Genomic DNA, 18020 nt, shown 5'->3' on the forward strand with positions numbered 1-18020 from the left:
TGTTCTTTAACCGCATCTATCTAGCGTAGTAAATTTACGTACTTCTTACGGTTTAACTATTTCTATCCTTTGTATTGTATGTTACCCCTTGATTGGCTTTTAATCTATCTCTGTGCATATTTTTTCTTACACAATTTGGAGTAAGAAATAATGGTGGTTCAAAAAACCACCTTTGCGAGTATTTCAAAATTGCAAAGTATGACGTTTACCATCGTCTTGGAAACGTTGCTCTCCAATACCAACAAGTTCTACAATCACTTGACGCGGTGGAGGTGTCCATTCCCCAACTCTTGCTCCAATTTCCACTACTGTTTGGTTTTTCTCAGTAAATACGCTGATGTTTGTTAGCGAAATTTTTTTGTCTTGATACTCGTTCGTCTGTCCATCATCTTCAAATAGCTGATATTCATTATTACCACACCAAATCCGTAATCGGATCTCGTCGAGTGGGGCTTGATCGACATATTGGCTGACAGGTTGCATAGGGACGATCGCACCGCTACGAACATACAGTGGCATTCTTTCTAGTGGTGCATGAGCAAGAATGTGAATTGGTCCTTCATAACGATCGCCACTCCACCAATCATACCAAGTGCCGGCGGGTAAATAGACAGATCGATGCTCAACTCCAGGGCGGTAAATTGGTGCAGCCATCAGCGACGCACCTAGCAATACTTGATCGTAGAGGCTATAGGTTTTCGGATCGTTGGGGAAGTGGTACAATAACGGTCTTAAAATCGGTGCGCCTGTTGTTGCCGCTTCCCAGAAAAGACTGTAAATATAGGGAAGTAGTTGGTAACGTAGATTAATATATTCTCGACAGATATTTTCAACGCGATCGCCAAATACCCAAGGTTCATGACGAGCCGTAGACATTGCCGAGTGACCGCGCATCATTGGGTAAAGCATTCCTACCTGCATCCATCGAGCAAATAATTCAGCTGTGGCGTTACCAGCAAACCCGCCAATATCGCAACCCACAAACCCCACACCCGAAAGTCCCATGTTGCAAAGCATCGGCAGAGACATTTCTAAATGCTCCCACAACGATTGGTTATCTCCCATCCACACAGAAGACCAGCGTTGCACACCAGCATAACCCGATCGCGTTAACACAAACGATCGCTCAGAGCCTCGATGCCGTTCCAACCCTTCATAGGAGGCTTTAGCCATCATCAACCCATACAAGTTATGCACTTCTGTATGAGTCACATCAATTTTAGATTTTGGATTTTGGATTTTGGATTGAGAATTATCCCTCTCTCCCCCTGCTTCCCCTGCTTCCCTTCCCCCCTGTGGTGCATCTAAGGGAAACCAAATCTTTTCACCTTCATCACCAAAGGGGCGATCGTTTATGGCAGGTTCATTCATATCATTCCAAATTCCTGCCACACCAATATCAGTTAGGCTTTTGTGTAAATCAGCCCACCAGTTACTCACATCAGGACGTAAAAAGTCAGGAAAAACAGCTTTCTCAGGCCAAACGTAGCCGTGGAACAACGTACCATCAGCTTTACGCACAAAATAGTCGTTTTCTATTCCTTGGTCAAAAACGTGATAATTACCTTCTGGTTCATACTTCACACCAGGATCGATAATTGTGACTGTTTTGAAACCATCCTGTGCTAAATCACTAATGAGTTTTGCCGCGTTGGGGAAGCGTTGAGGACTCCAAGTAAACACTCGATAGCCCCGCATATAGTCAATATCCAAGTGGATGACATCGCAGGGAATGCGGCGTTGACGAAATTCCTTTGCTAGTTCCCGCACAACGGTTTCTGATTCGTAACTCCAGCGACATTGATGATAACCTAGCGCCCATTTCGGCGGTAATGGCATTCTCCCAGTTAGCTGAGTATATGTGTCCAGGATTTGGGCTGGTTCGGGGCCGTAGATAATGTAATAATCCAATTCACCGCCACGAGTTTCCATCTTCCAAATACCTGGTTGTTCAGCACCGATATCGAACTGACTCCAAAAAGTGGTATTGAAAAAGATGCCATAGCTTACTTGGGGGCGCAAAGCCATAAAAAATGGAATTGCTTGGTACATTTCATCAGTAAGTGCATCATAATCTAAGGCATCCGTTGTCCAGTTGGTTTTTACTTCGCTGAGTTTATCCAGAAAGCCTGTGCGTTCACCAAAGCCATAGAAATGTTCATCGGCTGCAATTTCCTTCCACCCTGCAACTGCACCCATCCGCCAACCTATACCCATCTCTGCATCTTGGGCAAAGGGACGGTTATCTTTATCGAAACAGGCGATGCGACACTTTTCTCGCTGGACGCACACACGAATCTGTGCTGTTTCAATTTCTACCGTTGCTTCAGTTTCCTGGACTGTAAAAGGTGTTGTCGTCCATTCTGCATCATCCAGCGTCACTGCCCAAGAACGGCGGGGTATAAATTCCCCAGTCAGTGCCAAACGCACGCGGATTAAATTGGGAGCAAGTACGCTGATGGTAAGGCGTGAGTCGCCGCAGTCAAAATTAATAATATTATTGTCCCAGGTTACAGCTTTTACATTGCTAACAGTTGTCCAAGGTTGGTTAGTAGTGGGTAGTTTTCCGAAATATTGCGGCATATCAGTTATTCAGCAGGTTAATACTTGTCCGCATTTCATGATTACAGAGATACTTAGTCTCAAACTCTTTCTTTCGCTAGAAGTTGGGTGAAAGATTAGTAGATATTTTTTAGCGAAAATGGTTTTTGTAATGCACAAGCTTGTATCGTTATTACACTAAATACAGCATTTGATTAATTGGTCGCAAATTAAATTTAACAATACCCTGCATTGTTAATGCATTGGCTTACAATGCCAATGCGAGGGCTTGCATTGTTAATGCATCGGCTTACAATGCTAATGCGAGGGCTTACAATGCTAATGCGTCGGCTTGCAATGCTAATGCGAGGGCTTGCATTGTTAATGCATCGGCTTGCAATGCCAATGCGTTCCCCTGCATTAAAAACGCTACACGATTTTACGCAAAACTGTACTAAGTTCTCTCGTTAAAAACATTTACAGCGTTTTGCAACTCGGTGACATCATACTTTTGCCTGCTTTATAGCGGTTCCCATTCAGATGCAGTACAACATTATATTGCGAGGTATGGGGGCACGGCAGTGCCGTGCCCCTACGGGTGTACCTCACGGAAACGAGAACCGCTATAAGCCAAGTTACTCTGTATCCTGTGGCTGTTCGTCTAATGACTTTAATGCATCTAGACTGCAACGCAAACGCGGCTTGTCAGGGTCAGTCAAATCTAGCTTGTCCCAAGGTATTGTATAACCACCGTAAATTTTACGCGCCCCCAGTAGATGCAAAATTTTTAACCCAATTGTCCAAGCAGATAGCCGTTCTAACACGGCAGCATAACCGATAAGATATTCTTTAACAATCCATTCTTCGCCTTGTTGTTCGGCGCGTACTTCCTGAATGCGTCCGACGGCTTTACCAGTTGAGTCTAGTACTGGTTTACTCAGCAGTAATTCTAGATGAATTTCACGAGTTGTCATTATCCCCCTCCTGGAATTCGGGCGATGATGCGATCGCGCAGCCATTTTTCATAGCCTAAAGCTGGTGTTGCTTCAGCTTCAACATCGACTTCCACATCAATACCAATATCCCGCACTTTTGACCACGGAATCCGAAAGGGTTGACTTTGTTTAGCACCCCATTTACTTGCAATTGCTGCTACAAAACCTGCCAAGCGGGGATTTAGCCGTTTGCTAAGGGTTGTTACTCCTACTTCAATATAAGCAAGTCGTGGTGGTTGGCCGTCTTGCAATTCCATCACAATGCCATCGACTTTACCCATTTTGCGTTGATTGCGGTCAACTAATTGATTATCAAGAACATCTCTGATAACATCCATTTCCTACCCTCCAATAATTTCCAATGGGATAGCAACGATCGCTAGCACAAATGTCAACGCAATTGTAAAAATAACAACGCTGTTACTAATCCAGCCGTTACGATATTTGCCAACATATAATTCATCGTTCATCAAAACCAAAAAAGGTATAATTACAGGCGGCAAAATTACTGCTGTAATTGCCATTGAAAACAAAGTCAATTGCAATGGATCGATACCAAATACCATCAGTAATGAGGCGAGAAAGACAAACACTGTGTAGACTAAACTAAAGCGTGCAGCATCTTTTGGTTTAAGGTTTTCGCCCCAATTCCAACCAAAAGCTTGAGCCACAATATACGCTGTATCAAGGCTTACCTCCAGTGCTGCACCAAAGCAAGCAATCCCTAAAGATGCTGCAAATAGCACAAAGCCCCAGTAACCAAAGGTTTCTGTCAGCATCAGTGCCGCCTGTTCATAGCTATCAACCTGGATACCTTTGGGACCGAGTACCAGTGCTGCCACAATCAACACTCCCAGCGATACAATGCTGCCAAAGCCCATCCCCAAACCAGCAACGGCGCGATTCACACCGATATACCCTTCATCCCACTTATCTTCTACTGCACCAGATGAGTAGAAATAAAATAAGTACGGGCTAATCAATGCCCCTAATATGCCAACGGCCAGGTATAAGTAATGTGCGGTGTCTTGTTGTGGCAGAGTTGGCAACAAAGCAGAGCCAAGTTGTGTTAATGATGGATGCAGCTTAAAAGTAGCGACGACAAATGCTAGGGTAATTAATCCCAATAAAGAAATACCGTTTTCAATTAATCCAAATGTCCCTTTCCAAAGTAGTAACCAAATTGCAAAGGCCACGGGTAAAGCAAACCACTGGAAACTAATGCCTGTTACTAATTGCAGGGCAATACAAACACCGCCAATTTCGGCTGCTAAAACCAGAAAATCAACGACAATTTCTGCAACTAGTGGAATGATATAAAAGTTGAACCCAAATCGTTCTCGCACCGCCGCAGCTAATGTATGTTTGCTAACGGCTGCTAAACGTCCAGACATTTCCACCAGAAAGATTACACAAATTGTCCCTAAGACAAACGCCCAGATTAGTTGGAAGTTATAGGTAGATCCAGCTTCCGCAGCAGTAGCGATCGCACCTACATCTAAAAAGCCACCGATACTGGTAACAATACCAAGGGCGATTTCCAAAATTTTATTCATTGGTTTGCCCTGCTACTTTTCTTAGCTTATTTAGCGAGTGCTTTTCTACTGCTAATTCTCCAAGTTTTTGTTGTACCTCTGAATGATTTTTTTTTGCCACAGCCCTCGACATTTCCTCTGTTTTATTTGCTAACTGTAAAACCTCAGCTAATAGCAGTGATCTGTCATGTTCACTTACATCTTTAGATAATTTTATTTTGTCTATTTTACTTTTTTCTTTTTGCAGTTCTTCTGTGGCTCTTTCCAATGTTTTTTCAGCATATTTATTGGGTACAGTACCGCGTATCCAAGCATCACCAACCATATTTGCTGTTGCTACCCAAGAAGATATACTTTGTATTTCTTTATCCATATCTTCTGCGGAATTTTTACCACTGCAAGAGGCTAACAATGTCAGTATTAATAAACAATTAATTATAGATCCTAATTTACTAGGCTCTGGCATTTTTACACTCTCCATAGCCAACATAAATATATTTTTCTCATTATCTTGGTAACGGTGTATATCTCTCTAACGGAATATTTTATAAGATATCACTTCAAACTTAATATTTATTTTCAAAATGCATTGTATTAAGGAAATTAACTATAAAAAGAACCCTAACTTCTTCAATAAGTCGGGGAGCAGAGCGTATTGGTGTTTATAAATTAAATAGAATTGGTATAGACGTAATTAAATGTAAGATAAAATTTTTGTTGGTAGTAAGTAATTTATCCATATACATAAGGTTCTTAAGAGCTAAAGCTGCTTACTACGACCCTTTGATTTAATTAAGCCCTTTTATTTATTACTGTGTAAAATTTTATGAGTAATTTAATCTACTTTATCTACAAAGTTTTTGTCTGCGAAAATAAGAAATTCGGTTTTAGTTGTAAAACATTACTTTAAATACTTTTATCAAATACCTAAAAGTATCTAATTGCACATATTAGCTCTAATAAATAATTTTATCAAATAGAAAACTGGAAGTGTGTAACTTATGACTATCAACGGTTCTCATAAGAATATTCTATTAAATAGAGAAAAAATTTGAGATTTGGTAAATTAATTAGTGAGATGTATGTTATGGTTTTTATAGGAATCAAATAAGTGAAAACACAAAAAGACTTCAAGACAAGTTTGAGGCAAGCTCAAGAAAGTTTTTTTGCTCTGGTAAGTCCCCTTCAATTAGCTACATCTTTTTTTAACGAAAATCTAAAACTAGATTGAGTAGGATAGTAGCCTTTGTAACAACTTGAAGTCAATCAAAATTTATCTGGGTATGAGCCAATAAGAGTTGGCTAACCTAGCTAGAGCATTACTCACCAAAGGCAATTACTCTTGGAGTCTGGGAAGAAAGACTCTTAGTACAGCCTGACAATTCAATAGAAATACAGAATATTTACTAACTTCGTCTTGCGGGAGTAAACATTTTCAACCGCAAACTAAGTTGAAGCAGTTGCTGACTTTTGGAACGAAAACTTCAAGCAGAATGGTGTAGTTCCATAATTTCTAGGAATTTAACCATACTGTCAAAAGTCATTAAGATATTATTTAAGCCAGAGTATCAGATGTTGCCTGTGCAAGTATTATATTACTGCACTGGTAGCTACCACTTTTAGCCTAGAATTTATCCTGCTGCATCAATCACGAAACGAGAAGCGCTATAGATTTTCCTGGTTACTTGATATCAGCAAAATCAGAAAAGTGGTAGCGACCATTTAAGAGTGGATTGCAATTTGGTTGGTTGTGTGGTTCAGGGAACAAATCTGCGTTCATTTGAATTCCTGCTGCAACCACTCTTGAGGCTTGAGCAACCATTTGGGATTCGTTACAACAACTGATAATGCTGAAGTCATAGTTTCAAAGGCTTCGTTATTAGGAGATTAGATTTCTCTATCTCTTAAGCCATCGCTTCGTGGGTAAATATGTTCTTATTTTAACTGTTTTTGCCAGGGTGCGATCGCCAATAGGCTCTACTTCCCTACGACGCCAAGGGTGAATATTTCACATCAAGCTTACGAACCATCAACTAAATTATTTTAGGGAAACACAACCATGACTGACCCAAAGATTAGACAAATAGCTTTCTATGGTAAAGGCGGTATTGGTAAATCTACCACCTCTCAAAACACCCTAGCAGCAATGGCTGAAATGGGTCAGCGCGTGCTGATTGTCGGTTGCGACCCCAAAGCTGACTCTACCCGTTTGATGCTACACAGTAAAGCTCAAACAAGCGTTCTTCAATTGGCTGCTGAACGAGGCGCTGTAGAAGATATTGAACTCGAAGAAGTAATGCTCACCGGTTTCCGGGATGTACGTTGTGTAGAGTCTGGCGGTCCTGAACCTGGTGTGGGTTGCGCTGGTCGTGGTATTATCACCGCTATCAACTTCTTAGAAGAAAACGGTGCTTACAAAGATGTTGACTTTGTAAGTTACGACGTTTTGGGTGACGTTGTGTGCGGTGGTTTCGCTATGCCTATCCGTGAAGGTAAGGCACAAGAAATCTACATCGTTACCTCTGGTGAAATGATGGCGATGTATGCAGCTAACAACATCGCTCGTGGTGTTCTCAAATATGCTCACACTGGCGGTGTGCGCTTGGGTGGTTTGATTTGTAACAGCCGTAACGTTGACCGGGAAATCGACCTAATCGAAACCCTGGCAAAACGTTTGAACACCCAAATGATTCACTACGTACCTCGTGACAACATTGTGCAACACGCGGAATTGCGCCGCATGACTGTTAACGAGTATGCACCTGACAGTAACCAAGCTAATGAATATCGGACATTAGGTACAAAGATCATCAACAACAAGAATCTGACTGTCCCCACCCCCATTGAGATGGAAGAGTTAGAAGACTTGTTGATTGAATTCGGTATCCTTGAAAGCGAGGAAAATGCTGCAATGCTAGTTGGCAAGACTGCTACTGAAGCATCTGTTTAAAGTATTACTAAGTAAATAATGGTTTAGGGTGGGCAACAGCCCACCTTTTTCCCAATTTTTGCATTTCTTTGTTTGAATCCTTAATAGAAATATATAGCGATCGCTCGTACCCTGCAATAAGCCGCCACGCATCTATGTATGTATAAGAGATGTTTCGATATTTCAAAAGCGGTGATTACAAAGAAGATACAAATGCTTCTGGCAATCGCTTGATATCTCTAATCTTAATCATTTTCAACCAGAATATGGCACAGGGTTTGTTAACACCAATGACAGCTAGATATCCCTACTCCCAAGTGGAAACATCTCGCAAAAAGTTAGGAATTTCTCCTTGAGATAACGGAAATTCTAGCAAAGTTTCTCTAATACCCAAATATCCAGATTCAGCAAACGACAAAAGCATTCGCGAAAGCGCTAGCCAAACCTCCGGTTCGTATTCCCAATCACGATAACGTGAAGCTTGACCAGCAATTGAACGTAGCGCCCAAAAATAAGAATTTCTCACCACCGAACCACCCTTCTTAAACTCTGGCAAATCTTCGTGGTGGATAAAAAGTATTTTATTTTCAATTCTGGCTCTCATAGCAATTTTAGATTTAAGATTTTAGATTAAAAGTAAATTTTAAGTAGGGTGATTATGGCTTTAGCTTAACGCACTATGTTGTACGGCGGTGCGTCGTATTTACCAAAAAAATGCTGTGAAACCTAACATTCTATCCTTATAAGAAAGTGAGGTTTTCCAAATTATGTGACAAGAGATAAGAATGTAGAGCCTTTGCAATGATAAAATCTCTACATTGAATACTTAAAAATTGGCGCTTAAACCCACACGAAAAGTAAATCCAGGGCTATATATGCGATTAACTCGCTCATATTGCTCACCAAGTAGATTTTCTAAGTAAACTGTCAGCCCTAAATTGCTAGTTAGAGGTATGCGCCCGCTCAAATCTAAATTCACAAAAGACGGTGCAAAATCTGTGGGCTTGTCAGTAGGGTTAGCAAAGATGGATCTGCGAGCGCCACTATTGTAGGTAACATACAAGTTAGCTTGCCAACCTGAATTTTGATAACCCACACCAGTTTGAAGTACAGAATAGGGAATCAAACCTAATTGTAAACCTTTCTCTGTCCCTGTTTTTATTTGGGAATCTGTATAAGTATAGTTGAGGAAAGTTGACCAGCCAGCCGCAATTTTTAATTGCAATGCAGCCTCCAAACCATTGGTATCTACTAATCCAATGTTTGCCCATTTTCCGGCGATGACTCCCAAGCGATCGCCTATACTACTACCAAAGTAAGTAAACTGTCCAATCAGATTTTCTGAAAAATTAACATCGACTCCCGCAGTCCAAGTTGAGCCAATTTCTGGGCTTAAATCAGGATTAGGTTCCCAACCATGAACTGTATCATAAACATACAACTGATCTAACCCAGGATTGCGTTGTCCCCCTGCCCAACTTCCACGTACTGCTACTATTGGTGTGACGGCATAACGTAAACCAACACTAGGGTTGAGATAATTTCCAAATTGGCTGTCAAAGCTTTGCCTTAGTCCTAAATCTATCAGAAAATTATCGCTAATATTCCAAGTATTAACAGCGAATAAAGCTGTATTGAACAAACTCCTATTTTCAGTTTCGTTATTGGCAATAGTACTAGGATTTGTACTCAAAACATCACCAGTTAAATCGGTATTTTTCAAATCTAATCCCCAGCGCAATTTATTATTGGCTGTAATTTTCCACTCATGATCTACCCTAGCTGTAAGTTGTTGTGTATCTAAAGCTCCTGTACGGTAAAAGGCTCCTGTAGGACCGTAAGTGCTGAAATAATCTTGGTTATAACCAATTGAGGTTGTAATGTTGGAGCTTTCCCCATTACCTAGCCGAGTTTTCCAAGATAAGCCAATATTTAAACCATCGTGGTCTAATCTATCTCTTTGTAGAGGAAACCCAAAATAAATTAAGCCGCGACGACTACTGAGTGCAGTAACATCTAAACTCAATGAATTTTTCTGATCTAAATCTAGTCCAATACTACCAAAGTAAGTACTTGTCGCTGTATCTGCATTTGATAAAAATCCTTTTTCATCACGATTTGCTGCACCTACAGGAACGGGGTAACGGTTATCTGTAAAGAATCTTTCAAAACTAAAGTTGTACTTTACCTTATCAGATGAACCACCATAGCTCACTTGTTGATTATTTAAATTCAAGGAGCCAAATTCTGCACTTCCACTTAATTTAGGTTTGCCATAACCTTCTTTGGTGATGATATTGACAACCCCCCCAAAGGCTGATGAACCATATAAAGCGGAGGCTGTACCGCTATATAATTCTACTCGTTCAATCTCCTCTACAGGAATACTATTTAAATCAGTTCCACCATGATAAGTGTTGACATTATTATTAATTGGTCTGCCATTAATTAGAAATACAGACTGATTAATTGAGGCTCCCCGATAGTATGTACCTGTGTGAGTATCTGCACCATGACCTACATCATTGATTGCAAAACCAGGCATTCTTTTCAAAATATCGGCTAAACTGGTAGCGCCCTGTTTTTCAATTTCTTCTCGATCGATGACGTAAGTTGGAGTAGATTGGGGTAGATTATCTGGTTCTGCGATCGCTTCTATAGAAATGTCTGCATCATCGCTTGGAGTTTGCTCTGTTTCTGGCTGAGTTTCTTCTGGATTAACTTCACTCGGTACAGATTGTTGAGTTAATAATTCGGCGTTAGTGGTGGGTAGCTCAATTTCACTCAAACTCGGAATATCTGAAATGACTTCGGTTGATTTATTAGTATTTCTCTGCTCAATTTCACTTTCAACAGCATAACTAGGAGACGCTATCAGTAAACTCGGTAAAGCAACTGTTAGCAACAAAAAATTCTTTTTCACGTTCTCTTTCACACCAAGTAAAAACAGTCACCACGTAGCATTGTTGCTGTAATAGTAAAATCGTGTCAAAAGACAGGCTGTCATATTTCCCCAGTTCAGACGAGATTGTTGGTCAATTCACTATGTGTTAGACTCTAGAGCAAATACATTTGAAGAAGCCAGAAGGGGATTCGACCCCGAATGATTTGGAGGCATGTAAAGAGCCTTACCTCGCGGGAAAACGACGCAACAGTCAGGGTTTTGAAGCATTGCTTTTTAGAGTTGGCGCAGCCTGCTGTAGGCATCACTTTACCGAAGCAGATCGCGCTGCGTGTCGCAGATAGGGCAGTTTCCCTTCAGCCTGTTGCCCTCTACATTATTAATTTTTCAAACTTCAGGAATAGAGATTTGTATTACTAATGATAGAGCAAATAATATTATTTAGAAGTTAGATTGTAATGTTAGTGATTTTAACGAATAATTAGTAATTTTAGATTTTAACTAATTATTCAAAAAAGTCGAAGCCAATAATATTTGCCGAAAAACTAATTATTCAAGATTTACTTATGTATTTAGCTTTATGGCCAGGGAATGTATATCCTTTAGGTGCAACTTGGGATGGTAAAGGAACAAACTTTGCTTTATTTTCGGAAAATGCAACAGGGGTAGAGCTTTGTTTATTTGATAACGATGACGAAGAAATTCGCATACCTTTGACAGAAAAAAACAATTTTGTTTGGCATGGTTACTTACCAGGAGTTGGCCCAGGTCAAAAGTATGGGTTTAGAGTGCATGGGATGTGGGCACCGGAAGTTGGTCATCGATTTAATCCAAACAAACTATTAATTGACCCCTACGCTAAGGCAATTGATGGTGAGTTTAGTAACGATCCATCTCTCTTTGGCTACTCTCTAGACGCTGAGGAAAAAGACTTAGTTTTTTCTGAACTAGATGATGCCAAAATAATGCCCAAGTGTGTTGTGGTCGATCAATCTTTTGATTGGGAAGGCGATAAACTGCTTGCTACGCCTTGGTATAGAACTGTTATTTATGAAACTCACGTCAAAGGTTTTACTAAACTACATCCAGATATTCCAGAAGAGTTGCGTGGTACTTATGCCGGGTTAGCGCATCCAGCTGCAATTCAACACTTACTGCAATTAGGAATTACAGCAGTTGAGTTGATGCCAGTACATCACTTTTTATCTCATCCGGGACATTTAGAAGGAAAAGGATTAAGCAATTACTGGGGCTACGATTCCATCAACTATTTTGCCCCTTATTCTAGTTACAGTGCTAGTGGAACTGTGGGAGAACAAGTCACCGAATTCAAGCAAATGGTCAAAGCACTACATTTTGCCGGAATTGAAGTGATTTTAGATGTAGTCTACAACCACACTGGCGAAGGAAATCATTTCGGGCCAACGCTATCTTTGCGAGGTATTGATAATTCTGTATATTACCGCTTGGTAAAGGATGATCCTCGCTACTACACGGATTTTACAGGCTGTGGTAACTCTCTGAATGTGCGTCATGCTCAAGTTCTGAAGTTAATCATGGATAGCCTGCGCTATTGGGTAATAGAAATGCATGTAGATGGCTTCCGATTTGATTTGGCCTCGGCACTAGCACGGGAATTATATGAAGTAGATAATCTATCAGCTTTCTTTGATATTATTCATCAAGACCCAATCTTGGCAGATGTGAAGCTGATTGCTGAACCTTGGGACTTAGGAGAAGGAGGCTATCAAGTCGGGAACTTTCCACTGCGTTGGTCTGAGTGGAATGGTAGATATCGGGATACAGTACGAGATTTTTGGCGTGGTGTAGATGATAGTTTAGGACAATTTGCTTACTGTTTTACCGGTAGCCCTGATTTGTATCAAACAAATGGGCGCAACCCGAATGCAAGTATTAATTTTATAACTGCTCATGATGGTTTCACATTAAATGATTTGGTCAGCTACAACGAAAAGCATAACGAGGCAAACGGGGAAGACAGTAGAGATGGTGAAAGCCATAATAGATCCTGGAATTGTGGTGCAGAAGGCGAAACCGACGATACAGAAGTAATACGTTTGCGCGAACGGCAACGACGAAACTTTTTAGCAACCCTAATGCTATCTCAAGGTGTCCCAATGCTATTAGAGGGGGATGAAATTGGTTGTAGTCAAAAGGGAAATAATAATGTCTACTGCCAAGACAATGAAATTTCCTGGCGGCATTGGGATTTGCATAAAGCGAACTCGGATTTACTAGACTTTACACGTGAACTAATTAATTTTCGCCATCAACATCCAGTATTCCGACGACGTAAGTGGTTTCAAGGTCGCCCCATTCACGGTTTAGGCATTAATGATATTGCTTGGTTTAATTCTGATGGCAGTGAAATGACTGAGAAGCAGTGGCTTATTAGCTATGCCAAAGTAATGGAGATTTTTTTTAATGGGCAGGGAATTGCTACTCCAGGAGATCGTGGTGAGCGGATTATTGATGAAAGTTTTCTGCTATTTTTTAACGCTCACTACGAGTTAATCGATTTTGCTTTACCCCATGAATTTAAAGACAAGGTATGGGAGATAGTAATTGACACTAATGAACCTCGCTTTTTAGATCGGGGAAAATTCGTTTCAGACTCTCAAACTGTACCAGTTACAGATCGCTCTCTGATGGTGTTACGCCTTATTAGTTAGCAGTACGAACAAGAAAAGATACTCAATTTTTTACCGCACCTACAAAGATGCGGTTAATTTATATTAATCCTACATTTTCCAGCTACATCAATACCTAGTACAAACAGACCAGATTTCTGTCGAGCAAGTTGGTTCGGAATACCAGGGGTAGATGTTAAGTTATATTTCGCCAACAGTATCGCTTCCGTAACTGTACCCCAAATAGATGCCAAACAGGCGCAAGATATGCGCTTAAAAACATTTAATTTACGTAATTTTTTGTGGTATATCTGTATTCAGAGAATTAATCCTGTTGCCGGATCTGTTGCATTCGCCGGAGCCGTCGTTGGGGTCAAATATTTTGGCACAAGGTTTTACCTTTTCTTTAGGCATACAAAATGCCTTGGATTGCCATTGATTTTTATAAAAAATTATCATCCACAGTTGCAAAGATTTTTTATTTGATAAGGAGGTTTTCGTGTTCCGACAAAAATTAGCATTCAAAGTGCTGGTTCCGCTTGTTTTAGTGTTAGGAGGATGTGGTAGAAGTGCAGATATAGAAGCGGCTAAAAGTCTATCCAGAGTAGGGCAAGAAGCAGATGTAGTCTTTGAAAAAATTGCTGATGATTTCTATCAATCCTGCCTTCGTGCTGCTGATTATACTCCATTAAAATCTTCAAATACTGAGGGAATTAACCAAGATAGGATAACGGCAGAAAAAGAATGTTATGAAAATCCACAAGTAGAACAAAATTCACTTGATTCTGTTAATCATAAACCGACTCCAAAAGACGCTAGTCAGGCGTTGACTAATGGCAATCAAGTAATTATCAACTATTTAATAGCTTTAGGTCGGTTAGCCTCTGATGATTTAATTAACTACGACCCGCAACTAAATTCTATTGAAGACTCGCTGAAACAAATACCAGAAATTAAAACTGATGTAGTTGGTGCGGGAACAGCAATTGCCCAATTCCTTTTTAGAGTGTTTTCTGAGCAAGAACGACGCTCCACTTTAAAAGATGCTGTTTTAGCAAACGATCAGAATTTAACATCTTATATTGACGGATTCTCCAACGCTATTAATAAAGGCTATAGTAAGGGGGCCTTAGAGAGTGAGAAACTCGCTGTTGATAATTATTACAAAAGCTATTTAGGAAGGATTATCAACATCAACACAGCTAATAGTTCTAATCTGGAAGGAATTAGTGTCGTTTTTAGAGACAAGACAACCCTAGAGCTAGATCAAGAGTGGAAAACAACCAAATCAACACTTGTTGAAAAACAAAAAATTGCAGACTTGTATGTTGAAATTTTAAAAGAGATTTCTCAAGATCATCACACAATTAAGGAAATGTATCAAAAAGATGAGAAACCTTCATCAACACAAATCAGAAAAATGGTTAAAACTTATGTCAAAAAACTAGATAAATTAGTCGAGCAATCCAACAAAGTCTTTAAGGATAATGTAACCTCAAACGAAAAGTAAATTTATGAGTCAAGAATTAAGCGCAGATGACTTACATGAGCAAGCTAAACGCTATCGAGAAATTGCTATGGCAATTCAAGATAAACGAGATATCTTACAAAGAAGAATAAAGGATTTGAAAGAAGATAAAGCCCCTAAAGAAGAAATTAAAGATTTGGAAAATAAGATTGAATTCCTGAATGAACAAAACCAAAGATTAATGAATACAGCTAAGAGTTTAGATGCACAAGGAGTTGTCAAAGTAATGACTAATTTAGAGAATGCTAAACAACGAATAGAAGCAATTACTGATAAAGTTTTAAAAGCTGTTCAAAAATTTGATGACATAAAAGAAGCTCTTAACGTTCTCTCTCCTTTTATTAATTTGGCTACGGCTATTGCAACGGGAGGCACTGTGGTAGCTAAAATTGATTCAATTGTGAGTGAACTTGACAATTTAACTCGCAATGTTTGAAATCACATCAACTCACCGAATTCATATTTCATAGGGAGAATATCAAGTCAGCCAGTTTCGAGGTAGCGATGCTTGCGACAACCCCTTTGGGAAACGCATTATCTCACCTCTTTTACCCGAATTAGATTTAACCACCGAACAGATTTTTCAAACTGGTGGATATCCTGCATAGTGCTGAAAGTTTTAGAAAAGAGCGATTTCAGTTGCAAAGGAAATTTTTTGTCGCAAATTCTTCAATAAATCGAGAGTTTTTTCGTAAGCAACTCTCTTTCCTTGGTTGTCAAAGTACTTAGATGCTTTTTGTAAATCCGCGATCGCATCTAAATGATATCCTAAGTGATAACGAGCGACTCCCCGATTAACATAAGCCTGAGCATTACTGGGGTTGAGTCTGATGACTTGAGAAAAATCACGCACTGCACCAAAGTCATCTCCGTTTCGTCCGCAAGTACAACCCCGGTTGAAATAAGCTCGATAATCGTTAGCGTTGAGACGAATTGCTAGATTAAAGTCGAGCATCGCTGCTTGAGTATCTTGCAAGATAAAATGCGCTAAACCTCGGTCATTGTAGATATCTGCAAGCAATAAGCTAGTGATTTGGGGAATTTGAGTTAAAGCTAAATTAAAGTCAAGAATTGCTTCCGAGTCTTTGCCATCCCCTGCACGGGCTAGTCCTCGGTTGTAGTAAGCTCGAAAATCGGATGGTTTAAGTGCGATTGCTCGATTATAATCAACGATGGCACTAGGATAATCTCCTTCTCTGTAAAGTGCCAAACCCCGGTTCAGATAAGCCTCAGAGTCATCAGGTGCAAAACTTATTGCTTGAGTACAATCTGTAACAGCTTGATGGTAATCTTGTAATTGGAGATAAGCAAGACAGCGATCGCTATAAACTACAGCAAAATCTTTCTCAAGTGCGATCGCCTGGTTGAAATTCTCTATTGCTTCTTGATAATCACTGCGCCGCATCTTATCTACACCCAACTCTAAGAAATCACCTGCTGTAATTTGGGTAATTAAAATGGGTGAACAATGTGCAGATAAAGCCAGAAAAGTCAGAGGTAAAGCAATAATTGTACTGAAAAATAATCGCCAGAAATTACTCATAATTCCAAATTAGGATAGGTAATATTGTTTGATATTCTTGGAACAGTCTTTTTGTACAGACTCTTAATCCAAAATCCAAAATTGGTATATGCATCCTGTTTGATAATTGCGGCAACTCTAAAATTAGCGGGACAAAAAGCCCCGCCAATTGTTAATTTTTGAAGTTAGACTTTAGTCTATTTCCAGTCTTTATCTGCTTGTGAAAGCACATAAGCCGCTACATCTTCAATTTGTTCAGGCTTCAAACGTTTGCCGAAAGCGGGCATAGCATTTTTACCTTTTATAACCTGGGAAATAATCGCCTCTGCTGAGTACAAACCATACTTTTCTAAAGCGTCTTTCTTCAGGTTTTTGTCAGCTTGAACCAGATTCTTTCCTCCCGCGTGACAAGAGGCACAATTGGCACTAAATACTTTAGCTCCACTAGCAGCATCTACTGCCAAAGCTGGACGACTGAAGGCAAAAGTGAAGATTGCTATGCCTAACAGTATGACTGTAATCATTTTTTTCATTTCGTGTTCTCTCTGCAATAACGGCTTATTCGGTGCAATATCCTCCATAATTGTCAGTTGAACGGCTGCCATAGTCAAATGACAAGCTGTCAAACTTTGGCTTATTAAATAAAGTTTTTGGATTTTGAATCTTGGGGATTTTAGATTTAGGTTTTTTAGCACAAAACGATATCTAACGAGAAGGTGCTTCTCTACAAAATACCCTAGCTTGCCTATTTGTAAAAATGTGCATTTATGCTGATGATTAAAATGCAAGTTTTTGTGATTTTGAATATGTTATAAAAAAAAACCTTAAAAATTAAGGATGAAATATTAAAGATGAAAATTGTCCTGCTTCATCCTTTATACTTCATCCTTTGTTTTTTATTTAACAGTTCCTAATTGAGTAAGCACATCTTCTGTGACGCGACAAATTCGCCAATCATCTAATATAGATGCTCCCATCCTACGGTAGAATGCTTGGGCTGACTCATTCCAATCTAAGACACTCCATTCTAATCGCCCACAATCACGTTCTACAGCTATCTGAGCTACTTTAGTCAAGAGAGCCTTACCAATACCTTGCCTGCGATATTCTGGTAAAACAAATAAATCTTCCAGATAAATTCCTGGCTTAGTCAGAAATGTTGAATAATTATGAAAAAATAGCGCAAAACCAACAGCTTGACTCGCAGATTCTGCTAATATTGCTTCTACATACCTCCGCGAACCAAACAAATGCTCCTGAAGTGCTAGAGCATTGCCAGCGATCGCGTGAGATAATTTTTCATATTCTGCAAGCCCTTCAATTAATTTAAACAGTATGCTGCAATCGGCTGGTTCAGCAAAACGCACAATCAAATTGCTACCCGAAGTCATTAGTCCATAGTCCATAGTTTATAGTC

At 39.8% G+C, this 18020-nt stretch carries 14 protein-coding genes and 1 pseudogene; 5 read left to right on the forward strand and 10 right to left on the reverse strand.

Translation table 11 applies throughout. The annotated features are described in order from the left end of the window. Positions 1 to 183: 183 nt before the first annotated feature. The 5 genes from NLP_RS05940 to NLP_RS05960 all read right to left on the reverse strand — a co-directional run bounded on the left by NLP_RS05940 (position 184) and on the right by NLP_RS05960 (position 5537). Positions 184 to 2583: a glycoside hydrolase family 31 protein gene (locus tag NLP_RS05940; RefSeq protein ID WP_104905577.1), complete on the reverse strand. Its 2400-nt coding sequence runs from the start codon at positions 2581 to 2583 to the stop codon at positions 184 to 186. A 593-nt stretch (positions 2584 to 3176) separates the two neighbouring features. Further along, positions 3177 to 3515: a hypothetical protein gene (locus tag NLP_RS05945; protein WP_104905578.1), complete on the reverse strand. Its 339-nt coding sequence runs from the start codon at positions 3513 to 3515 to the stop codon at positions 3177 to 3179. Next, on the reverse strand, positions 3515 to 3874 hold the full coding sequence (locus tag NLP_RS05950) for a hypothetical protein (protein WP_104905579.1): 360 nt from the start codon (positions 3872 to 3874) through the stop codon (positions 3515 to 3517). Before NLP_RS05950 ends, NLP_RS05945 begins: the two co-directional genes overlap by 1 nt. Before the next feature lie 3 nt (positions 3875 to 3877). Further along, positions 3878 to 5092 (reverse strand): NRAMP family divalent metal transporter, encoded by a 1215-nt coding sequence (locus NLP_RS05955; RefSeq protein WP_104905580.1) that lies wholly within the window; start codon positions 5090 to 5092, stop codon positions 3878 to 3880. Further along, positions 5085 to 5537, reverse strand: coding sequence for a hypothetical protein (locus NLP_RS05960; protein ID WP_158680302.1), 453 nt, complete (start codon positions 5535 to 5537; stop codon positions 5085 to 5087). The genes NLP_RS05955 and NLP_RS05960 overlap by 8 nt, the downstream gene beginning before the upstream one ends. 1593 nt (positions 5538 to 7130) lie before the next feature. On the opposite strand from NLP_RS05960, the gene nifH reads away from it, so the two are divergent. Then, positions 7131 to 8021, forward strand: coding sequence for a nitrogenase iron protein (gene nifH, locus NLP_RS05965; RefSeq protein ID WP_104905582.1), 891 nt, complete (start codon positions 7131 to 7133; stop codon positions 8019 to 8021). 286 nt (positions 8022 to 8307) lie between these two features. Here nifH and NLP_RS05970 read toward each other — a convergent pair whose 3' ends face one another. Together NLP_RS05970 and NLP_RS05975 are read right to left on the reverse strand one after the other, a co-directional pair. Further along, complete coding sequence (locus NLP_RS05970; RefSeq protein WP_104905583.1) at positions 8308 to 8604, reverse strand: hypothetical protein; 297 nt, start codon at positions 8602 to 8604, stop codon at positions 8308 to 8310. 222 nt (positions 8605 to 8826) lie between these two features. Further along, positions 8827 to 10923: a TonB-dependent receptor plug domain-containing protein gene (locus NLP_RS05975; protein WP_104905584.1), complete on the reverse strand. Its 2097-nt coding sequence runs from the start codon at positions 10921 to 10923 to the stop codon at positions 8827 to 8829. A gap of 545 nt (positions 10924 to 11468) precedes the next feature. Here NLP_RS05975 and glgX point away from each other — a divergent pair. The 4 genes and pseudogenes from glgX to NLP_RS34685 all read left to right on the forward strand — a co-directional run. Beyond that, positions 11469 to 13595 carry a glycogen debranching protein GlgX gene (gene glgX, locus NLP_RS05980; RefSeq protein WP_104905585.1) on the forward strand — a complete coding sequence of 709 codons (2127 nt, stop codon included), beginning with the start codon at positions 11469 to 11471 and terminating at the stop codon, positions 13593 to 13595. 457 nt (positions 13596 to 14052) lie between these two features. After that, the gene (locus NLP_RS05985; RefSeq protein ID WP_104905586.1) at positions 14053 to 15063 is read left to right on the forward strand and encodes a hypothetical protein; all 1011 of its coding nucleotides are present in this window, start codon (positions 14053 to 14055) and stop codon (positions 15061 to 15063) included. A 4-nt stretch (positions 15064 to 15067) separates the two neighbouring features. Beyond that, positions 15068 to 15517 carry a hypothetical protein gene (locus tag NLP_RS05990; RefSeq protein ID WP_104905587.1) on the forward strand — a complete coding sequence of 150 codons (450 nt, stop codon included), beginning with the start codon at positions 15068 to 15070 and terminating at the stop codon, positions 15515 to 15517. 34 nt (positions 15518 to 15551) lie between these two features. Next, positions 15552 to 15689 (forward strand): annotated as a pseudogene (locus NLP_RS34685) (Uma2 family endonuclease); the annotation flags it as partial. Positions 15690 to 15700: 11 nt separating this feature from the next. Here the strand turns inward: NLP_RS34685 and NLP_RS05995 are convergent. The 3 genes from NLP_RS05995 to NLP_RS06005 form a co-directional block, all read right to left on the reverse strand. Further along, a complete protein-coding gene (locus tag NLP_RS05995; RefSeq protein ID WP_104905588.1) occupies positions 15701 to 16624 on the reverse strand; it encodes a tetratricopeptide repeat protein in 924 nt (307 codons plus the stop codon). 176 nt (positions 16625 to 16800) lie between these two features. After that, on the reverse strand, positions 16801 to 17136 hold the full coding sequence (gene petJ / locus NLP_RS06000) for a cytochrome c6 PetJ (RefSeq protein ID WP_104909790.1): 336 nt from the start codon (positions 17134 to 17136) through the stop codon (positions 16801 to 16803). Between the two features lie 363 nt (positions 17137 to 17499). Continuing rightward, positions 17500 to 17994 carry a GNAT family N-acetyltransferase gene (locus NLP_RS06005; protein WP_199784844.1) on the reverse strand — a complete coding sequence of 165 codons (495 nt, stop codon included), beginning with the start codon at positions 17992 to 17994 and terminating at the stop codon, positions 17500 to 17502. Positions 17995 to 18020 lie beyond the last annotated feature (26 nt).

Origin of the sequence: Nostoc sp. 'Lobaria pulmonaria (5183) cyanobiont' (assembly GCF_002949795.1) — a bacterium.
Taxonomy (GTDB): Bacteria; Cyanobacteriota; Cyanobacteriia; order Cyanobacteriales; family Nostocaceae; genus Nostoc.